The organism is Microbacterium sp. PMB16, assembly GCF_051294855.1.
Taxonomy (GTDB): Bacteria; Actinomycetota; Actinomycetes; order Actinomycetales; family Microbacteriaceae; genus Microbacterium.
On the sequence record NZ_CP145908.1, the window covers coordinates 73,430 to 92,773 of the forward strand.

The 19,344-nt window shown below is 68.6% G+C and carries 22 protein-coding genes and 1 tRNA gene; 13 read left to right on the forward strand and 10 right to left on the reverse strand.

The features are described 5' to 3' along the window. The first annotated feature begins 17 nt into the window (after window positions 1–17). Window positions 18–845 carry a class I SAM-dependent methyltransferase gene (locus V5D55_RS00395; RefSeq protein ID WP_435746564.1) on the forward strand — a complete coding sequence of 276 codons (828 nt, stop codon included), beginning with the start codon at window positions 18–20 and terminating at the stop codon, window positions 843–845. An 8-nt stretch (window positions 846–853) separates the two neighbouring features. On the opposite strand, the gene ygfZ is transcribed toward V5D55_RS00395, so the two are convergent. The 3 genes from ygfZ to V5D55_RS00410 form a co-directional block, all read right to left on the reverse strand. After that, on the reverse strand, window positions 854–1,975 hold the full coding sequence (gene ygfZ / locus V5D55_RS00400; RefSeq protein ID WP_435746566.1) for a CAF17-like 4Fe-4S cluster assembly/insertion protein YgfZ: 1,122 nt from the start codon (window positions 1,973–1,975) through the stop codon (window positions 854–856). 1 nt (window position 1,976) lies between these two features. Then, window positions 1,977–2,579, reverse strand: coding sequence for an FABP family protein (locus V5D55_RS00405; protein ID WP_435746568.1), 603 nt, complete (start codon window positions 2,577–2,579; stop codon window positions 1,977–1,979). A gap of 170 nt (window positions 2,580–2,749) precedes the next feature. Beyond that, entirely contained in the window at window positions 2,750–3,040 is a 291-nt protein-coding gene (locus tag V5D55_RS00410; protein WP_435746570.1) for a hypothetical protein, read from the reverse strand. A 74-nt stretch (window positions 3,041–3,114) separates the two neighbouring features. On the opposite strand from V5D55_RS00410, the gene V5D55_RS00415 reads away from it, so the two are divergent. The 8 genes from V5D55_RS00415 (at window position 3,115) to V5D55_RS00450 (ending at window position 12,442) form a co-directional block, all read left to right on the forward strand. After that, complete coding sequence (locus tag V5D55_RS00415; RefSeq protein ID WP_435746572.1) at window positions 3,115–3,798, forward strand: winged helix-turn-helix transcriptional regulator; 684 nt, start codon at window positions 3,115–3,117, stop codon at window positions 3,796–3,798. Window positions 3,799–3,850: 52 nt separating this feature from the next. Continuing rightward, a complete protein-coding gene (locus V5D55_RS00420; RefSeq protein ID WP_435746574.1) occupies window positions 3,851–6,016 on the forward strand; it encodes an RNA degradosome polyphosphate kinase in 2,166 nt (721 codons plus the stop codon). Beyond that, window positions 6,013–7,008, forward strand: coding sequence for an NUDIX hydrolase (locus tag V5D55_RS00425; RefSeq protein ID WP_435746576.1), 996 nt, complete (start codon window positions 6,013–6,015; stop codon window positions 7,006–7,008). Before V5D55_RS00420 ends, V5D55_RS00425 begins: the two co-directional genes overlap by 4 nt. 192 nt (window positions 7,009–7,200) lie before the next feature. Next, the gene (pstS, locus tag V5D55_RS00430; protein WP_435746578.1) at window positions 7,201–8,304 is read left to right on the forward strand and encodes a phosphate ABC transporter substrate-binding protein PstS; all 1,104 of its coding nucleotides are present in this window, start codon (window positions 7,201–7,203) and stop codon (window positions 8,302–8,304) included. A 127-nt stretch (window positions 8,305–8,431) separates the two neighbouring features. Then, window positions 8,432–9,403: a phosphate ABC transporter permease subunit PstC gene (gene pstC / locus V5D55_RS00435; protein ID WP_435746580.1), complete on the forward strand. Its 972-nt coding sequence runs from the start codon at window positions 8,432–8,434 to the stop codon at window positions 9,401–9,403. A gap of 1 nt (window position 9,404) precedes the next feature. Further along, complete coding sequence (pstA, locus tag V5D55_RS00440; protein WP_435746582.1) at window positions 9,405–10,502, forward strand: phosphate ABC transporter permease PstA; 1,098 nt, start codon at window positions 9,405–9,407, stop codon at window positions 10,500–10,502. 37 nt (window positions 10,503–10,539) lie between these two features. Continuing rightward, window positions 10,540–11,319, forward strand: a complete 780-nt coding sequence (pstB, locus tag V5D55_RS00445; RefSeq protein WP_435746584.1) for a phosphate ABC transporter ATP-binding protein PstB — start codon at window positions 10,540–10,542, stop codon at window positions 11,317–11,319. Between the two features lie 307 nt (window positions 11,320–11,626). After that, entirely contained in the window at window positions 11,627–12,442 is an 816-nt protein-coding gene (locus V5D55_RS00450) for an endonuclease domain-containing protein (protein ID WP_435746586.1), read from the forward strand. A gap of 119 nt (window positions 12,443–12,561) precedes the next feature. Here V5D55_RS00450 and V5D55_RS00455 read toward each other — a convergent pair whose 3' ends face one another. From V5D55_RS00455 to sigK, 4 genes are all read right to left on the reverse strand, one after another. Then, window positions 12,562–13,446, reverse strand: a complete 885-nt coding sequence (locus V5D55_RS00455; protein WP_435746588.1) for an aminodeoxychorismate lyase — start codon at window positions 13,444–13,446, stop codon at window positions 12,562–12,564. A gap of 173 nt (window positions 13,447–13,619) precedes the next feature. Next, window positions 13,620–14,249 (reverse strand): DNA-directed RNA polymerase subunit beta, encoded by a 630-nt coding sequence (locus tag V5D55_RS00460; protein ID WP_435746590.1) that lies wholly within the window; start codon window positions 14,247–14,249, stop codon window positions 13,620–13,622. Window positions 14,250–14,278: 29 nt separating this feature from the next. Continuing rightward, window positions 14,279–15,091, reverse strand: a complete 813-nt coding sequence (locus V5D55_RS00465) for an anti-sigma factor (protein WP_435746592.1) — start codon at window positions 15,089–15,091, stop codon at window positions 14,279–14,281. Beyond that, entirely contained in the window at window positions 15,088–15,687 is a 600-nt protein-coding gene (sigK, locus tag V5D55_RS00470; RefSeq protein WP_435746594.1) for an ECF RNA polymerase sigma factor SigK, read from the reverse strand. Before sigK ends, V5D55_RS00465 begins: the two co-directional genes overlap by 4 nt. Before the next feature lie 185 nt (window positions 15,688–15,872). Between sigK and V5D55_RS00475 the strand changes: the two genes are divergently transcribed. The 3 genes from V5D55_RS00475 to V5D55_RS00485 all read left to right on the forward strand — a co-directional run bounded on the left by V5D55_RS00475 (window position 15,873) and on the right by V5D55_RS00485 (window position 17,416). Beyond that, the gene (locus V5D55_RS00475) at window positions 15,873–16,529 is read left to right on the forward strand and encodes a fasciclin domain-containing protein (protein ID WP_435749233.1); all 657 of its coding nucleotides are present in this window, start codon (window positions 15,873–15,875) and stop codon (window positions 16,527–16,529) included. Between the two features lie 137 nt (window positions 16,530–16,666). Next, window positions 16,667–16,739 (forward strand) — tRNA-Lys (locus V5D55_RS00480). A gap of 131 nt (window positions 16,740–16,870) precedes the next feature. Further along, the gene (locus V5D55_RS00485; RefSeq protein WP_435746596.1) at window positions 16,871–17,416 is read left to right on the forward strand and encodes a type 1 glutamine amidotransferase domain-containing protein; all 546 of its coding nucleotides are present in this window, start codon (window positions 16,871–16,873) and stop codon (window positions 17,414–17,416) included. 21 nt (window positions 17,417–17,437) lie between these two features. On the opposite strand, the gene V5D55_RS00490 is transcribed toward V5D55_RS00485, so the two are convergent. Further along, window positions 17,438–17,956 (reverse strand): CGNR zinc finger domain-containing protein, encoded by a 519-nt coding sequence (locus V5D55_RS00490; protein ID WP_435746598.1) that lies wholly within the window; start codon window positions 17,954–17,956, stop codon window positions 17,438–17,440. 25 nt (window positions 17,957–17,981) lie between these two features. Between V5D55_RS00490 and V5D55_RS00495 the strand changes: the two genes are divergently transcribed. Beyond that, window positions 17,982–18,197, forward strand: a complete 216-nt coding sequence (locus V5D55_RS00495) for a hypothetical protein (protein ID WP_435746600.1) — start codon at window positions 17,982–17,984, stop codon at window positions 18,195–18,197. A 27-nt stretch (window positions 18,198–18,224) separates the two neighbouring features. Here the strand turns inward: V5D55_RS00495 and V5D55_RS00500 are convergent, their stop codons facing one another. Next, window positions 18,225–18,758, reverse strand: a complete 534-nt coding sequence (locus V5D55_RS00500) for a DUF1697 domain-containing protein (protein WP_435746602.1) — start codon at window positions 18,756–18,758, stop codon at window positions 18,225–18,227. Beyond that, the gene (locus V5D55_RS00505; protein WP_435746604.1) at window positions 18,755–19,333 is read right to left on the reverse strand and encodes an isochorismatase family protein; all 579 of its coding nucleotides are present in this window, start codon (window positions 19,331–19,333) and stop codon (window positions 18,755–18,757) included. The genes V5D55_RS00500 and V5D55_RS00505 overlap by 4 nt, the downstream gene beginning before the upstream one ends. Window positions 19,334–19,344: the final 11 nt, after the last annotated feature.

The window sequence follows — 19,344 nt, forward strand, 5'->3', positions numbered from 1 at the left end:
GGGCGCAGGATTGACGTATGGCGTCATCTCCCGTCGGCCGACCGACGCGCGGCACGACCGGGACCAACCGGCTGCGCCGCAACGACCGCTGGATCGCGGCGAGCGCCGCCTTCCGTCGCGCCGCGGATCCGCTGGTCATCGACCTCGGCTACGGAGCGAGCGGCGTCACGGCTTTCGAGCTCGCCGCGCGGCTGCGCGACGCCCGAAAGGATGCCGAGGTCAGAGGCCTCGAGATCGACCCCGCCCGCGTGGCCACGGCCGACCTCCAGCTCGCGGAACTGCGCGCGGGTCGCACCGGCTTTCCCCCCGATCTGAGGGTCTCATTCGCCCGAGGGGGCTTCGAGGTCCCGCTCCCCCACGGGCGTCGGCCCGCCATCATCCGGGCGATGAACGTGCTGCGGCAGTACGAGGAGGCCGACGTCGCCGCCGCGTGGCGCACCATGGCCGCGCGACTGGCACCGGATGGCCTGCTCGTGGAGGGCACCTGCGACGAGATCGGTCGCGTGTCCAGCTGGATCGACGTGACCCCGGATGCCGCGCCCGTGCGCTTCACGATCTCCTTGCGCCTGGCCGGGCTCGAACGCCCGAGCATCGTCGCCGAGCGGCTGCCGAAGGCCCTCATCCACCGCAACGTCCCCGGGGAGCGGGTCCATGCCCTGCTGCTCGACCTCGACCGGGAGTGGGATCGGGCCGCCGCCCTCTCGACGTTCGGTGCGACGCAGCGATTCCTGGCCGCTGTCACCGCCCTGCGGGATCAGGGATGGCCGGTGCTCGGCGGTCGGACTCGCTGGCGCCTCGGAGAGTTAACCGTGCCCTGGGACGCCGTGGCGCCGCTCGGGCATTGACGAGACGGTCAGCGAGCGTCGCGGGGATCCGGTGCGGAGGGACGCCGGGAAAGGCGCGTGAGGCGAGGGATGTCGGCCACCGCACCGGCGTCGGCGGGCACGATGACCTGCTGCGAGGCCGCGATGTCGATGCCGTCGGCGCGCACGATGAGGTCGCCGACCGGGGCGCGGCGGGAGAGGATCGCGAGGGCGATGGGCCCATCCTCATGGTGACGGGCGACCGAGGTGAGGTGGCCGATCTCGTCATCGCCGGCGAAGACCGGCGAGCCCGGTTCCGGCAGCACGGCATCGCTGCCGTCGAGCTGGAGCGCGGCGAGCCGACGCGGGGGGTGACCGAGGTTGTGCACCTTGGCGACCGTCTCCTGACCCCGGTAGCAGCCCTTGCTCAGGTGCACCGCGGTGCGAATCCAGTCGGACTCATGCGGAAGCGACCGGTCATCGACTTCTGAGGCCCACCGCGGCCGCCAGGCGGCGATGCGCAGTGCCTCGGCGGCGAGCAGTCCGGCCACGGCGTCTCGATCGACGACAGCCGACAGGGCGTCAGCCTCATCGGCGGACAGGATGCCGACGCGCCAGGCGAGCGAGGCGCCGGGATGATCGACGACCTCGGAGTACTGGTGCCCGCCGACCGCGACATGCTGCCAAGGGTCTTCCCACACGAGAGGGGCACGACCGTCGGCCGACGCCGCGGCATGCAGCGATCGGGCGGCGGAGCCGCCATCCACGAAGCCGAACAGGACCAGGTCGGGGCGGAGCTCGACGGTCGCCTGCGTGCGGAACTTCATGCGGGTCAGCCAGGTCGCCAGCGCTTCGGCATCCGCCGCATCCGCGATCAGCCAGGTCGAATTCCCGTCGTCGACGACGCCGGCCGCGTGCTCGACGCGGCCCTGCGGGTCGAGCACCAGCAATTCGGTGCTGTCGCCTGCTGCTAACCGGCCCACCGACTGAGAAGTGATCGAATCGAGCCAGCCGAGCCGCTCGGGCCCTGCGACCTCGATCACCGTGCGGTCCGCGAGCGCGGCGAGCGCGTCGCCCGCGGCGAGGCGCCGCTGCTCACGCACCGGATCGCCGAAGTGCGCGATGCCGGCCTCTCCCGCGACCGCGCCCTCGATGCCCTCGAACAGCGCCATCTCAGACCTGAGCCAGTCGAGCCGAGGCGTGCGCGCGCAGCGGAGTGCCGAGCGCTGCGATGTCCCAGGCCCAGAGCAGATGCCCGTCGACGAGGCCGTACATGCGTGACGCGGCACTGTAGTCCTTGGTGCCGGCTGCGCGGACGATCGCGTCGGAGGCGATGTCGACGCGCGGACCGTTGATCTCGCCCAGGTAGAACTCCAGGATCCCGTCCGAATGGGCGAGCGAGACCTCGATCGGGAAGGCGCCGTTCTCGCCGCGCAGGCTCTCCACGTCGTCGACCGTCCGTGCGTCGGAGGCGGCCAGCGGCGGCAGCAGCGCCGGTCCGGCATCCGTCGTGTCAGCCGGACGCGAGAGGCGCCAGAAGCCGGACTCGGCGATCAGGGGGATCGAGGCGGACTGGTCTTCGCCGGTGAAGGTGGCCGTCCCCGAGTAGTTGAGGAAGGGTCCGCCGTCATGACTGAAGGAGACACGATGCGTGAACTCACCCTGGAGGCGCTCTTCGCCGACGGGGTAGTCGATGACGCCGGTCCCCTCCCAGACGCCGATCAGCCAGGCGAACGGGACGATGTCGGCCGGAAGGTCGGTGGGAAGTTCGATCACGAGCGTCAGCGCTGGCCGCGGAAGAGGTTGACGAGCACCACGGCCGAGACGAAGACGATAGCGAGGCTCGCAAGGCCGAGAAGGCCGATGAAGAAGATTTCGAGCGCCATGATGTCCATGCCCTCCACCTTACCGCGCCCGGCAGACGTCCGGCGGGGACCAGGCCGGGCTCAGGTGGGGATCATTGCGGCCAGACCGAAGCCGACCGAGATGATGCCCATCAGCAGCAGGGCGCCGGTGACGCTGCCTGCCACGCGGAAGATGAAACCCTGGGTGCGCCCGTACCGGAGCTGCACGGCGAAGGAGAGCAGGACGATTCCGCCGAAGGCGACGACCAGCCAGGGGACGCGCCACTCCTCGGAAACGAAGATCCCGAGGGCGACCGTCGCGACGAAGGCCGTCGCCCAGACGGCGACCACGCCGCCGAGGGCATTACGTGGTGCGAGGGCTGGTTCCGACATGACTCCATTGTTGCGCATCGCCTGCCGGTATCATGGCGGCACGGCGTCGACCCCCGCGCCGGTGAGGAGTGCGCGTGGCTGTGGTGCTGGTTCTGACCAACGCTCCCCTCACGGAGCAGGTGCTGCCCGCCCTGGAGCTGCTCAGCCACCGTGTGCGGCAGATCCCCGCCGAACCGGCTCAGCTCGTCAATGCGCCGGACTACGACGTGGTGATCGTCGACGGGCGCCATGACCTGGTCAGCGCGAAGTCGCTGTGCCGTCTGCTGCGCGCGACAGGGCAGGATGCCCCGCTGCTGCTCGTCGTCACGGAGGGCGGGATGAGCGCACTCTCCGGGGACTGGGGCATCGACGACGTCCTCCTCGCGAACGCAGGCCCCGCCGAGATCGACGCCCGTGTGCGCCTCGGCCTGGCGCGCCGCGACGAGGTCGCCGAGCCCTCCCGCGTGCAGGCCTCCGGCGTCTCGATCGACGAGCAGTCGTACTCGGCGAAGCTGCACGGCAAACCGCTGGACCTCACCTACAAGGAGTTCCAGCTCCTGCACTTCCTCGCGACCCACCCGTCGCGCGTGTTCACCCGCGAGCAGCTGCTGAGCGAGGTGTGGGGCTACGACTACTTCGGCGGCACCCGCACGGTCGACGTGCACGTGCGGCGTCTGCGCGCGAAGCTCGGCGACCAGGAGCAGATCATCGGCACCGTGCGCAACGTCGGCTACCGCTTCAACGTGTACGAGGACGAGACGCTGGCCGGAGCGAGGTGACGGAAGTGCTCCGTTCACGCGTGCGTCACCTGCCGGTGCTTAGATGTACCCCATGATCGATCCCGCACTCGCCGACGCAGGCCTCGGCGACGCCGAAGACGACGACTTCGACGCCGTCGAGGCCCCGGATGCCCTCCTGCCCGACCACCGGTACCTGGACAGGGAGCTGAGCTGGCTGGCCTTCAACCAGCGGGTGCTGGAACTCGCGGAGGATCCGTCCCTGCCCGAACTCGAGCGGGCCAACTTCCTGGCGATCTTCGCCAGCAACCTCGACGAGTTCTTCATGGTGCGCGTCGCCGGCCTGAAGCGCCGCATCGTCACGGGCCTCGCCGTCCCCACCAACATCGGCCGCTCCCCCGCCGACGCGCTCGCCGACATCGCCCGCGAGGCGCACGCGCTGCAACTGCGCCACGCCGAGGCGTGGACATCGCTCGTGCGCCCGGCGCTCGCGGAGTCCGGTATCGAGATCACCGAATGGTCCGCGCTCACCGATGCGGAGCGCGCGAAGCTCTCCGAGTACTTCGGCGCCCAGGTGTTCCCCGTGCTCATGCCGCTCGCCGTCGACCCTGCGCACCCGTTCCCGTACATCTCCGGCCTCTCGCTGAACCTCGCGATCCGCATCCGCAACGCCCGCACCGGCCGCCAGGAGTTCGCGCGTCTCAAGGTGCCGCCCATGCTCCCCCGGTTCGTCGAGGTACCGGGCGCCGGTGAGATCAAGCGCTTCCTCACCCTCGAGGAGCTCATCGCGAACCACCTCGGAGACCTGTTCCCCGGCATGGAGGTGCTCGACCACCACGCCTTCCGCCTCACCCGTAACGAAGACGTGGAGATCGAGGAGGACGAGAGCGAGAACCTGATCCAGGCGCTCGAGGCCGAGCTGCTGCGCCGCCGCTTCGGTCCGCCCATCCGTCTCGAGATCACGGACGACATGGACGAGGTCACCATGGAGCTCCTCGTCCGCGAGCTCGAGATCACCGATCAGGAGATCTACCGGCTCCCCGGCCCGCTCGACCTCCGCGGACTGTTCGACCTCTCCCGCATCGACCGCCCCGACCTGAGGTATCCGCCGCATCTGCCGACGACGGCGGTCGCGTTCCAGCCCACCGGCAGCAACACGCGCGCCGACATCTTCAAGGCGATCCGCAAGTCGGACGTGCTCGTGCATCACCCGTACGAATCGTTCACCACCAGTGTCGTCGCGTTCCTCGAGCAGGCCGCCCGCGACCCGCACGTGCTCGCCATCAAGCAGACCCTCTACCGCACGTCGGGCGACAGCCCGATCGTCGAAGCCCTCATCAATGCCGCCGAGGCAGGCAAGCAGGTGCTCGCGCTGGTCGAGGTCAAGGCGCGCTTCGACGAGGCGAACAACATCGTCTGGGCGCGCAAGCTCGAGAAGGCGGGCGTGCACGTCGTCTACGGCCTCGTCGGACTGAAGACGCACTGCAAGCTGGCACTCGTCATCCGCGAGGAGGACGGGGTGCTGCGCCACTACTCGCACATCGGCACTGGCAACTACAACCCGAAGACCAGCCGCATCTACGAGGACTTCGGGTTGTTCACCACCGACCCGCAGGTGGGCAAGGACCTCACTCGTCTCTTCAACGAACTCAGCGGCTACGCCATCGAGAAGAAGTTCAAGCGCCTGCTCGTCGCGCCCCTGCACCTGCGCAAGGGCCTGGTGCGCCAGATCGATGCCGAGCGCAAGAATGCCGAAGCCGGCAAACCCGCGCACATCCGCATCAAGGTCAACTCCATGGTCGACGAGGAGATCATCGACGCGCTCTACCGTGCCAGCGCGGCCGGGGTGACGGTCGAGGTGTGGGTGCGTGGCATCTGCAGCCTGCGCACCGACCTCGACGGGATCAGCGACAACATCACGGTGCGCAGCATCCTGGGCCGGTATCTGGAGCACTCGCGCATCTTCGCCTTCGAGAACGACGGCGACCCCCAGGTGTACATCGGCAGCGCCGACATGATGCACCGCAACCTCGACCGCCGGGTCGAGGCGCTGGTGCGCGTCACCGACCCGGATCACCTCAAGGAGCTGCAGTCGTTCTTCGACCTGGCGATGGATCCCGGCACCACGTCGTGGCACCTCGGCGCCGGTGGAGTGTGGCAGCGGCACGCGGAGGATGCCGACGGCAAGCCGCTCATCGATCTGCAGGACAAGACCATGGGGTTGATCCAGCGGCGTCGGCGCGCGCGGGCGGTCCGATGACGGTCCGGCAGACGCAGAACGCCCACGGCAAGACGCAGTCGCCGTCCTCGAAGTGGACGGACAAGGCGGTCTACGCCGCCGGGGCGGTCGTGTGGCGCGTCGTGGACGGCAAGCTCCGCATCCTGCTGATCCATCGCACGAAGTACCGCGACGTCACCCTACCCAAGGGCAAGGTCGATCCGGGTGAGATGCTCGCCGAGACCGCGGTGCGGGAAGTGCACGAGGAGACCGGCATCCGCGTCTCCCTGGGCGTCCCGGTGGGCGTGAGCCGCTACCACCTCGCGTCGCAGAAGCAGAAGGTCGTGCACTACTGGGCAGCCGAAGCCACGGATGACGCCATCCGGGAGTCGACCTTCGTACCCAATCGCGAGATCGCGGCGCTCGAATGGGTGAGCGTGAAGAAGGCGAGCGCGAAGCTCAGCTACCCCGTCGATCTCGAGATCCTCGACTTCTTCAGCCACCTCGTCGACGACGGCGCACTGCGCACCTTCCCCGTGATCGTGCTGCGCCATGCGAAAGCCATGCCTCGTTCGGAATGGGACGGGACGGATGCCGCGCGGCCGCTGACCGAACGCGGCAGTCGACAGGCGAAGTCCATCGTGGGTCCGCTGCGCGCGTTCGGCGTACGCAAGATCGTGACCAGCGATGCGGTGCGCTGCGTCGAGACGGTGACGCCTCTCGCACGCGAGCTCGACCGCAAGTTCGTCACGACGGAGAAGATCAGTCAGGACGCCTGGGAAGACGGAACCGACGACCTCCGTCACGTGGTCGGGCGCCGCGTGCGCGCCGGCAAGCCGGCCATCCTCTGCAGCCACGGCCCCGTGCTCCCCGGTCTGCTGTCCGAGATCGCCCTCGCGACCGGCACGATCCAGGGTTCCTATCTCAGCAGCGCTGCCGACCTCGACCCCGGCGCGTTCTCGGTGGTGCATCTCTCCTCGACGAATCCGGGCTCCGGCATCATCGCGATCGAAACTCACATCCCGAAGGTCTGACCGTCCGTCGACGCACATCGCCCTCGGGCGGGACGCCGCCGCGTGCCCGCACGGGCGCTGGGAGCCGCCCCAGAGAGACGTCCGTCGTTCACCTGCCGTTCACCTGTGCGGGAGAGTCTCGTTAACCGCCGCACATAGCGTCACTGTGTGCCCTGCACCGGGCCCCACCCATCCAAGATCGAAGGATCCACAGTGAAGATCTCCCGAATCGCACGAATCGGCGCCATCGGCGCCGTGGCCGCTCTCGCACTCGCCGGCTGTGCCGCGAACGAAGGCGGCACGGGCGGCAACACCGACGCCCCCTCCGAGTCCACCCTCTCCGGAACCATCGAGGCCACCGGCGCGTCGTCGCAGGAAGCCGCACAGCAGGCATGGGTCGCCGCGTTCCAGACCGCGAACCCCGACACGACCGTCAACTACACCGCGACGGGCTCGGGCACCGGCCGCGAGAACTTCATCGCCGGTTCCTCCAACTTCATCGGCTCGGACCGCGCGTTCAACGCCGACGAGCTCGCCGCCGGCGGCTTCGGCTCCTGCGCATCCGACGAGATCGTCGAGATCCCGGTCTACATCTCCCCGGTCGCGGTCGCGTTCAACCTCGACGGCATCGACGAGCTGAACCTCGACGGCAAGACCATCGCGGGCATCTTCGCCGGCACGATCACCAACTGGAACGACGAGGCCATCGCCTCGCAGAACGAGGGCGTCGACCTGCCCGACCAGGCGATCGTCCCCGTGCACCGCGCAGACCCCTCCGGCACGCAGGAGACCTTCACCAAGTACCTCAGCGCCGTCGCACCCGACGTCTGGACCCACGAGGCCAGCGACGAGTGGCCGCTGCAGACCGGTGAGGCCGGCGACGGCACCTCCGGCGTCGTGAACGCCATCACCAACGGCGTCGGCTACATCGGCTTCGCAGACGCCTCGCAGGCGTCGGACCTGGGCCAGGTCGCCGTCGAGGTCAAGGGCGACTACGTGCCGTACTCGGCTGACGCCGCCGCCGCGCTCGTCGCCGCCTCGCCGCTCGAAGAGGGCCGCTCGGACCACGACCTCGCCTACGCGGTCGACCCGGCCGCCGCTCCCGCAGGCTCCTACCCGATCGCGCTGGTCTCGTACCTCATCGGCTGCGTCGAGTACGACGATGCCGAGACCGCCACGCTCGTGAAGGCCTACTTCGAGTACGTCGCATCGGAGGACGGCCAGAAGGTCGCTGCCGACGCCGCCGGCAGCGCACCCATCTCGAGCGAGCTGCGCGACCAGGTCAGCGCCGCGATCGACGCGATCGTCACCAAGTGATCCGGTCCTCAGCCCCGCGCTGAGGACCCCGACGCCCCCGCGTGTGCTGATCGACAGCAGACCAGCACATGCGGGGGCACCCGTATGAAAAGCCCGAACGTCCCGCCGAACCAGTGGAGCCGCTCCGATGACAACCACCACGACGGATCCTGAAAGCGACGTCCGTCCGTCCGAAGCACGCCCCACCCTGCGCCGGCGCGGCGACCGCATCTTCTCCGGAACCGCCCTCGGCGCCGGCATCATCATCCTCGTCACGCTGGCGGCCGTCGCGATCTTCCTGATCATCCAGGCCGTCCCCGCGCTCGCCCCCGACACGTCCGGCAACCACATCCTCGAGGGCGAGTCGTTCGTCTCCTGGGTGTGGCCCTTCGTCTTCGGAACGCTGTGGTCGAGCGCCATCGCCCTCGTCATCGCCGCACCGATCGCGATCGGCATCGCGCTGTTCATCTCGCACTACGCCCCGCGGCGCCTCGCCGGGGTGCTCGGCTACGTGATCGACCTCCTCGCCGCGGTCCCGTCCGTCGTCTTCGGCCTCTGGGGAGCGCTCACCTTCGCCCCCATGCTCGTGCCGTTCTACAAGTGGCTGAACGAGAACCTCGGTTTCATCCCGCTCTTCTCCGGCACCCCCTCAGGAACCGGCAAGACGATCCTCACGGCATCACTCGTCCTCGCGGTGATGATCCTCCCGATCATGACCGCGATCTGCCGAGAGGTCTTCCTGCAGACTCCGCGTCTGCACGAGGAAGCCGCGCTCGCCCTGGGCGCCACCCGCTGGGAGATGGTCCGCATGGCGGTACTGCCCTTCGCTCGCAGCGGCATGGTGTCGGGCGCCATGCTCGGCCTCGGCCGTGCACTCGGCGAGACCATGGCGGTCACACTCGTGCTGTCGCCGCTCGGCATCGTCACCTTCAACCTCATCAACCCCGAGAACCCGACGACGATCCCCGCCATCATCGCCCTGCGGTTCCCCGAGGCACACGACGAGGGCGTCAACACCCTCATCGCTGCCGGTCTGATCCTGTTCATCGTGACCTTCGCGGTCAACTTCCTCGCTCGCTGGATCGTCTCCCGCCGCGCCGAGTTCTCGGGAGCCAACTGACATGACCGCCACTGCCACCCCCATCGCCCCGGCGCCGACCACCATGTCGACCACCGCCGGCCACCTGCCGAAGTGGGCGCCCTGGGCGCTGCTTCTCGGATGCTTCGCGGTCTCGGCCGTGGTCTTCGCCCTCGCCAACAGCGGCGGCGACCCGGCCGACTTCAACATCGCGCTCACGCTGATCGTGGGCCTGCTGCTCTACATGATCGCCATCTTCGCGTTGTCGTCCGTCGTCGAGAGCCGTCGCCATGCCACGGACCGGTTGATGACCGCGCTCGTGTCCTCGGCGTTCGTGGTCGCCCTGCTCCCGCTCATCTCGCTGCTCTACACGGTGGTCGTCAACGGACTCACCCGCTTCGACGGAGAGTTCTTCAGCTTCTCGATGCGCAACGTCGTCGGCGAGGGCGGTGGCGCGATCCACGCCATCTGGGGCACCGTTCTCATCACCCTCGGCGCGACGATCATCTCCGTGCCGATCGGCCTGATGACCTCGATCTACCTCGTCGAGTACGGTGAGGGCCGCCGTCTCGCCCGCGGCATCACCTTCCTCGTCGACGTGATGACCGGCATCCCGTCCATCGTCGCGGGTCTGTTCATCTACTCGGTGTTCGCGCTCATCATGGGGCCGGGAACACGAATGGGCATCATGGGCTCACTCGCGCTGTCGGTGCTGATGATCCCTGTCGTCGTCCGAGGTTCGGAAGAGCTGCTGCGCATCGTCCCGAACGAGCTGCGCGAGGCGGCATACGCACTCGGCGTCCCGAAGTGGCTGACGATCCTCAAGGTCGTCATTCCCACCGCGATCGCCGGAATCACGACGAGCATCATGCTGGCCATCTCCCGCGTCATCGGCGAGACCGCCCCGCTGCTCCTCACCGTCGGCATCGTCCCGAGCCTGAACCTCAACATGTTCAGCGGGCAGATGGCGACCCTGCCGGTGTTCTCTTACATGCAGGCCAAGTACCCCGGCATCCCGTCCGACGCGTTCATCGAACGTGCCTGGGCCTCGGCACTCACGCTGATCGTCATCGTGATGCTCCTGAACCTGCTGGCGCGCGTCATCGCCAAGGTGTTCGCCCCCAAGACCAACGGCCGCTGAGCCGGCTCCCTTTCCCGATCAAGCAGAAGGATCCCAGGTGTCCAAGAGCATCGAAGTCAACGACCTCAACGTCTACTACGGCGACTTCCTCGCCGTGGAAGGTGTGAGCATCGACATCAAGCCCAACACCGTGACGGCGTTCATCGGCCCGTCCGGCTGCGGCAAGTCGACCTTCCTCCGCACGCTCAACCGCATGCACGAGGTCATCCCCGGCGCCCGCGTCGAGGGCGAGGTGCTGATCGACGGACGCAACCTCTACGACGCCAACGTCGACCCCGTGCTCGTGCGCCGTCGCGTCGGGATGGTCTTCCAGCGGCCCAACCCGTTCCCGACCATGTCGATCAAGGAGAACGTGCTCGCGGGCGTCAAGCTCAACAACACGCGCATGGCCAAGAGCGACCAGGACGCCCTGGTCGAGCAGTCGCTGAAGGGCGCGAACCTCTGGAACGAGGTGAAGGACCGTCTCGACAAGCCCGGCTCGGGTCTCTCCGGCGGTCAGCAGCAGCGTCTGTGCATCGCGCGGGCGATCGCCGTCGCCCCCGACGTGATCCTGATGGACGAGCCCTGCTCGGCCCTCGACCCGATCTCCACCTTCGCGATCGAAGAGCTGATCGCCGAGATCAAGCAGCAGTACACGGTCGTCATCGTGACGCACAACATGCAGCAGGCGAGCCGCGTCTCCGATCGGACGGCGTTCTTCAACATCGCCGGCACCGGCAAGCCCGGCAAGCTCATCGAGTACGACGACACGACGACGATCTTCACCACCCCGTCGATCCAGGCCACCGAGGACTACGTCTCGGGCCGCTTCGGATAGGTCCCCGCTCCAGAGAAGGGCTCGGTGCTTCGGCATCCGAGCCCTTCTTGTTCCCCCCTCTGCCCCCCTGTCCCCTGTCCCCTGTCCCCTGTCCCCTGTCCCCTGCCCCTCCCCTCAGCCCCGTGCACGGCTTCGGAGTCGACGCACGACACCCCGATGGAGCGGTCGGTTCTGCGGCGTGTTCGACCGTGACTCCGAAGCTGTGCCCGGCGTGACTGTCCCTGCACGGGTCACGGAAAGCACCAGATGTACCCGGATCGCGGCCTGAGGGCGAGAGCGGATGCCGGGGCCACGGCATCCTCGATCGATGTGCGGAACAGACGGCGACCAGGTGTGGACTTATCGCGCGCTGCGCGAGACGATGACTCGTCGCGAGATCGAGCATCGAATGCGCCTCGGCTCTCTCGCGCGCGTTCGTCGAGGCGTCTACGCCGGGGCGCAAGCCTGCGCACCGGTTCTCGCAGCCGCCGCCCACGGCGGTGCTCTCGGCTGCGAGTCAGCGGCGCGGCACCTCGGTCTCTGGGTGCTCGGCGATCCGGAGATGCACGTCTGGATGCACGCAGATCGACATCAGTACTCGCACGACGGCCGCGCCTGCACCTGCGTCGTGCACTGGGATGAAGGAGACGCCCCGTCTCCGTTCGCGCTCCCGGCCGTCCCCCGGATACTCCTCCAGATCTTCCGCTGCCGGGGCGGCGAACACTTCTTCGTCGCGCTGGAGTCTGCTCGGCGGAAAGGCGCCATCGATGCCGGAGGCCTCCGGTGGCTGCGCAAGGTCCTGAGCGCGAAGGGGAGAGACCTCGTGGTCTTCTCGCGTGGTGATTCCGACAGCGGGCTCGAATCTCTCGTGCGTCTTCGGCTGCGGGCCTATGGGTGGACAGTTCGCACGCAGGCGCAGATCATCGGGACCGGGCAGGTCGATCTCCTCATCGATGGCTGGCTCATCGTCGAGACCGACGGACGGGAGAATCACGAGGGACCGTCACGCCGACACAAGGATCTGGTGCGGGATGCCAACGCCGCGCTCTGGGGACACGCCACTCTGCGTTTCGACTACGCGATGGTCGTGCACGACTGGGACCTGGTCGAACGGGCGGTCGTCGCGACGATCCGCCGTGCATGACTTCGGATCCGCGCGGCGACACGCCGCGTCCAGCCACGGAACCCCGGCGTGTCGCGCCGCCCGTCCGAAGCCGTGCTCAGAGAGAGAGGGAGAGGCGGAGAGGGAGAGACGCAGCGGGCTCAGTCGCGCGGCGACAGCAGGTACTCGTTCAGCTCGGCGGTGAGGGGGCGATCCACCGGGAGCTCGACGCCGTCGACGGCGGTGATCGGGGCGGCCAGGCGCACGCTCGAGACCAGCCAGGCGGCATCCGCTCGCGGCAGATCGCCGGCCGGGATGCGGTCGTACCCGGCGTCGAAGCCTCGCCCCGACAGGTACTCGTAGACGCTGAGCTGGGTGGTGCCATGCAGGATGCCGCCGTTGGGCGCCGGCGTCACGAAGCGGTCGCCGAACCGGAGGACGAGGGACGCCGTCGGCGCCTCGAGGACGAACCCGTCGCTGGACAGGAAGATCGCGTCGTCCGCTCCACGTCGGTGCGCCTCCCGGAGGGCGGCCATGTTCACCGCGTAGGACAGCGTCTTCGCGCCGAGCAGCAGCCACGGCGCCCGTTCCGCCACACCCAGGTCGTACCCGCGATCGAGGGTCACGACGCGCACCCCTTCGGTGCGCACGGTGCGGAAGTCGGATGCCGGGGCGGCGGTCACCCACGCCGTCGGGGTCGGCCCGTGCTCGACTCCGCGACTGAGGATGAGCTTGATGACTGCCTCGCCGTCGCCGCACTGCAGAGCAGCCTGCTCGATCGCCTGCCGCCACTGGGCGAGGTTCGGCGCGGGAAGGTCGCACAGCCGCGCCGAGTGCGCCAGCCGTTCGAGGTGCGGCACGACCTCCTGCGCGTGCCCGTCGATCACGCCGATGGACTCGAAGACGCCGTCACCGCGCTGCGTGCTCAGCTCCCCCACGCTCAAGGCGGGCGCTGCGGCGTCCACCTGGACGAAAGTGCCGCTGTAGTCGGAGCGGTCCTCGTCGACGGTGACAGGATCGATCATCAGTGCGAAGCGCCGGGTCATGCTCCGAGCCTAGAGGCCGGGAATACCGACGGGCGTATCGCGTTACAATTGAACGGCCGGGCCGCATAACCCCGGGCTCCATTTTTTGCCGCTTTGAGCGGCCTTCCGCCGTGAGGCGTTTTTGCGGCCCGGTCTTTCTCTGCCCGGGGGCAGTGCCCCTCAGCCCTCGCCCGTCAGGCCAGCATCCCCGTCCGCCACAGCACTGCCGCGGCCGACAGATCCTGTGCGTAGCTGCTCAACCGCAGCGCGCGCGTCGTGAGCTCGCTGGCACGAGCGGGCTCGGTGGGCTCGTAGTCGTCGGCCGTATGCGTGGCACCGGACGCCTGCACCCGGCAGAAGGCTGCGGCTCGATCGAGCGCCACCGCGAAGTCGCCGCGGAACGCCCCGCGCAGGATCGTGTCGATGAGGGCGACGAGCTCGTCCGGGTCGGCGGGCACGGGGGCGCCGGCGATGACGACGTCCGCCGAGGGAAGCTCCACCCGGCCCCGCTCGTACAGCAGCGCTGCCGTGCGCGGATCCCCATGGATCGCCAGTTGCAGGATGTACAGGCGCCAGAGTGCTCCGGGCAGGGTGCGGGACGGCGCCTTCGACCACAGCTCCGCGATCGCGTCGATGCCGTGCTCGGCGGTGAAGGCGACCAGACGCTCGGCGCTCGCGCCGCTCTCGTCCGCCCGAACGCGCGTGAGCAGAGCGGATGCCGTCGCGTGGGCGACCCGCGTCTCTTCCGCCGGATCGTGCGCGCCGACGAGATTGTCGAACGAGCTGGTCGGTCGACGAACGGGGCGGTGATGCTGTTCGGGCATCGAACCAGGCTACCCGCGATCGGGACCGCTCAGGCCGTGGGGATGACGATGACCGGATCGGTCGTCGGCGTACCGGTGGGTGAGCCTCCGGCCTGCTCCACGGTCACCGCGATGACATCGCCGGCGTGCATGTCTCCGTCGAGTGCGGCCGTCGCACGGCCGTCTTCGACGTCGAAGACTCCGGCCGGGATCGCGTTCTCGCCGCGGACGTACCAGAGCTCGTAGTCCTTGCCGTCGGCGGGAGCCGGGATGCCGTCGGTGACGAGCACGGCTGCGCCGGCGGACGCCGACCAGTGCGCCGTCGCAGTCCCTCCATCGGGGAGGTCGACCGTGGCCTGCTCCGCATCGGAGGCGGCCTGGATCTGCTCGAGTGCGACGACGGATGCCGGACGGTTCAGCTGCCCGTTGAGGGCCGCGGCGCCGATCCCGACACCGACCAGCACGGCCAGGCAGGCAGCGAGGGCGAAGATCGTCCGCGTCCAGCGTCGGCGGACGGGTGCCGGACGAGCGCCGCTCTCGGCGTGGTCTGCGGGAAGCTGGTCTGCGGGAAGCTGGTCGACGGGAATCTGGTCGACGGCGGAATCGCCGTCGTCAGCGCCGCCCGTCTCGACGCCCTGCGGCGTGACCGCGATCTGCGCGAGCAGGGACGTGCGGATGCTGGCGGGCGGGGTCACGTGCGCTGCGGCGTCAGCCAGGAAGTCGGCCGTCTCGGCATCCGCTTCGGCGATCGCACGCCACTCCGGGTGTGCGTCGAGCGCATCCCGGAAGCGCAGCTGGTCGTCGGGCGACAGCGCGTTCAGGGCAGCGCCAGCCGCGAGTTCTGCGAAGTCCTTCTCGTTCATGCTGTCACCCCCATGGCTGCGCGCAGACGGCTCAGCCCGTCCCGCATCCGCGTCTTGATCGTCCCCAACGGCGCTCCCACGAGCACCGATATTTCGTTTTGACTGTAACCGCCGTAGTACGCCAGCACGAGTGCTTCGCGCTGCACCTCCGGCAGTTCTGTGAGTGCTTCGACGACTTTCTCACCGTCGATCCCGAGCTCCACCTGCTCAGCGACACTGTCGTGCGCCACACCGATGTCTCTCAGGCCCGCCCGTACATCACGGTCCGCACTGGACTGAGATGCACGCACCCGGTCCACGGCCCGACGATGTGCGATTGTCATCACCCACGATCGTCCTTGACCTCTGTTCGGAGCGAAGCGCGAGGCGGATTGCCAGATCTCGAGAAAGACCTCTTGCAGCACTTCCTCGCTCTGCGAACGGTTCACCAGGACGCGGAGGATCAGACCGAACACGCGCGAGGAGAGCACGTCATACAGCTCCGCGAAGGCGCGCTGGTCACCGTCGGCGATACGCACGAGGAGTGCAGCGACCGCATCGCTCGCCGTCCCGTCCTCCGGTACGTCCATCCCGTCAATGACCATCCCCTCCAGCATGCCGCACTTCCCTCCTCTTTCCGTGCAGACGTCACCCGAACGTGACGAATGGATCGGGGCGGATTTCCCTCGGATCGGTGCGGATTTCGATCAATCTGAGATTTCTCCCATCCGATCGCCAGGGGGCTCCGAACAGCTGTCGACGCCACGGAGAGGCCGTGGCTCAGTTTCTGAAGGAGCTCGAGATGTTCAGCACCAAGAAGAAGATCACCGCGGCAATCACTCTCACGCTGGCGAGCGCATTCCTGCTCTCTGCCTGTTCGATGGGCAGCACCCCCGCGGAAGAGTCGACGAAGCCCGAGAGCTCGGAGTCGACGGAGCCGTCGACCGAGCCCATGGACCCGGCCGCGAACCTGGTCGGCTCCGGCTGCGCCGCGTACGCCGAAGCCGTGCCGGATGGCGCAGGTTCCGTCGAGGGCATGTCGAAGGACCCGGTCGCAGTGGCCGCTTCCAACAACCCGCTGCTCAAGACGCTCGTCGCTGCAGTGAGCGGCCAGCTCAACCCTGACGTCGACCTCGTCGACACGCTCAACGGTGACGAGTTCACGGTCTTCGCACCGGTGGATGACGCATTCGCGAAGATCGACCCGGCCACGATCGAGGCTCTCAAGACCGACGCCGACACGCTCAGCGCGATCCTGACGTACCACGTCGTCCCCGGCCAGATCGCTCCGGCTGACATCGACGGCACCCACCCGACGGTGAACGGTGCTGACCTCGAGGTCACCGGCAGCGGCGACGACCTGATGGTCAACGGCGAAGCGGCCGTCATCTGCGGTGGCGTCCAGACCGCCAACGCGACCGTGTACCTGATCGACACGGTTCTGATGCCCCCGATGTAATTCGGGCACAGCCTGCCGGGTGAGACATCCCGGCGAGCGACCTTCTCCCGTCTCGGGGGAGGAACGTGAGAAGGACAAGGGCCCGCCGGTGATACGTCACCGGCGGGCCCTTCTGTGCGCACTAGACTTGATCGCAGGGGCCTCTAGCTCAGTTGGCAGAGCATCGGACTTTTAATCCGCGGGTCGTGGGTTCGAGCCCCACGGGGCCCACCGCAGTCGATCGATTCCCTCCGTATCATCGCCGCCGCTCGGCGGCCACCCCCTTCACCCATTCCGCGCTTCGCGAGAGGGTCGAGTCATTCCCGAGAACGGGATGAGACTCCCCCACGGAAGGATGAACGATGACTCTCACCGGCAGCCGAGTGGCATTCCTGGCAACAGACGGATTCGAAGACAGCGAGCTCACGAGCCCGTGGGACGCGGTGACCGGAGAGGGCGCGAGCGCGACACTGATCGCCCCGGAGACCGGCCGGATCACAGGCAAGAACGGACATGAGCAGTCCGTGGATCTCGTGGCAGCGGATGCTCAGGCGGAGCAGTTCGACGCGCTGGTGCTGCCCGGAGGGGTCGTGAACGCCGACCACCTGCGCCTGGACAAGCCGTCCATCGCCCTGGCACGCGCGTTCTTCGAGCAGCACAAGCCCGTGGGCGTCATCTGCCATGGCGCCTGGATTCTGATCGAAGCCGGCGTCGTCGATGGGCGCACCCTGACCAGCTACCCGAGCCTCACGACCGACCTTCGCAACGCGGGGGCGACCTGGGTCGACGAGGAGGTCGTCGTCGACGAGGGCCTCGTCTCGAGCCGAACCCCGGACGATCTGCCCGCATTCAACGCGAAGCTCGTCGAGGAGATCGGCGAAGGGAAGCACGCGGGCCAGACTGCCTGACGCGCGACCGACGGGGCGCCCTCAGGCGGCCCGGGCGCGGTGGCGGCGCACGGCGGCGCGGTTGGCGCACCGCACGGAGCAGAAGCGCTGACGGCCGTTGCGCGTGACGTCGGCCACGACGTTCGTGCACGGAGCGGCTTCGCATCGGCCCAACCGGCTCATACCGCGGGTGACGAGGTGCAGCGACGTCCCGAGGCTGATGATCGCCCGGAGCACGTACGGCAATGACGGCACGTCGTCGCGGTAGTGCAGGTGCCACCCCTCGCTGTCGTGGTTCGTGAGACGGGGGTAGGCGGCCGCAGCGGCGAGCTGCGCGTTGAGCAGATCGGCGCGCGCGTCGGGGTCGGACTCGTCGACGATCGCGAGCCAGTCGTCGATGACCGCCCTGATCGCAGAGTGGTCGCCGGGCGCCGACGGGAACGTCTGCGTCATGCCGAGTTCGAGCGTGCGCTCCTCGATGCCTGCCCGGTCTGCCGGCCAGTCATTGGCGAGGGATGCCGCCAGCAGGACAGCATATTCGCCGTAAGGGTTGAGATGCATAAGAACATTACATCACGCTGGAGGCATGACCTCGCTGAACACCCTCCCGATCCCCCGCCTCTCACCGCCCGCTCCCTCGCACGAGCACGCCTGGCTCACCGAGTCGCGGCATCCGACCAGTGAGGGCATCGTCCTCTACGTGCGTTGCGCGGACTGCGGGACGCGGCGCGTCGACCTGCAGCCTCATCCGCTCTCGCCGCCGACAGCGCTCTCGTCGGAACGAGGCGGAAACCGACCCTGACCGCGCGATCGGCGTCCGCCGCTCCTGTCACGCGGTCAGTTCGATGAGCTTGCGGGTCGTGCGCAGGTTGCGCGCGGTGCCGGCGACGCCGAGGGCGCGATCGAGCACCGCCTTCGTGAGCTTCGTGGAGTGCACGCCTCCCGGGCCGTAGTCGATCCACAGATCGTCGCCCAGGAGTGCGAGACGCTCGTCCGGCTGTCGCCGTTCCTCCAGCGCTGCGACGGCTCCGGCCTTCGGCGAGCCCGCCAGGAACATGGCGTGCACGAACTTCTCCTCGCCCTCGGGGAAGGGCTGCGCCTTCTCCGATTCGACGAGCTGGGCGTGGGTGCGATGGATCACCGGGGTGTCGACGCCGAACTCTGCGGCGATCGCCTGCTGCACCGCGGCACAGGCGGCGGTCGGCTTCGAGGGCGTCGCGCAGATCACGTTGCCGCTCGCGATGTACGTGGACACGTCGGCGAGGTCGGTCTCGGCGGCGAGCACTTCGCGCAGCCGTGCCATCGGCACGGTGTTGCGCCCGCTGACGTTCACGGCGCGCAGCAGCAGAACGCTGCGGCTCACGCGCCAGCGCTCTCGAGCGCGGCACCGGCGTGCGCAAGTTCGGCCAGCGCGGCATCACTCGACTCCGCGCCCACACCCGCGACGAGGTCGGTGAGGATCCGCACCTGGACGCCGTGGGCGATCGCATCGAGAGCCGACGCCCGCACGCAGTGATCGGTGGCGATGCCGACGACATCCGCGCTCAGAACGCCCGCGGCGGTGAGGATCGCACCGACGGTGTCCCCCGTCTCCGTCGTGCCCTCGAACATCGAGTACGCCGGCTTGCCCTGCCCCTTCCGCACGTGATGCGTCACGGCATCCGTCTCGAACAGCGGGTCGTATTGGGCGCCGTCGGTCCCGGCCACGCAGTGCGGCGGCCAGGTGTCGAAGAAGTCGGGCGTCTCGGCGAAGTGGCCGCCGTTGTCGCCCTCGGCGTCGTGCCAGTCGCGCGATGCGATGATCACGGCGTAGTCGGAGGCGTGCGCTGCGAGGAACGCCGAGACCGCGGACGCCACCGCATCTCCCCCGGCGACCGCGAGGGCTCCGCCCTCGGTGAAGTCGTTCTGCACATCGACGACGAGGAGTGCTCTGCTCATGGTTCGAGCGT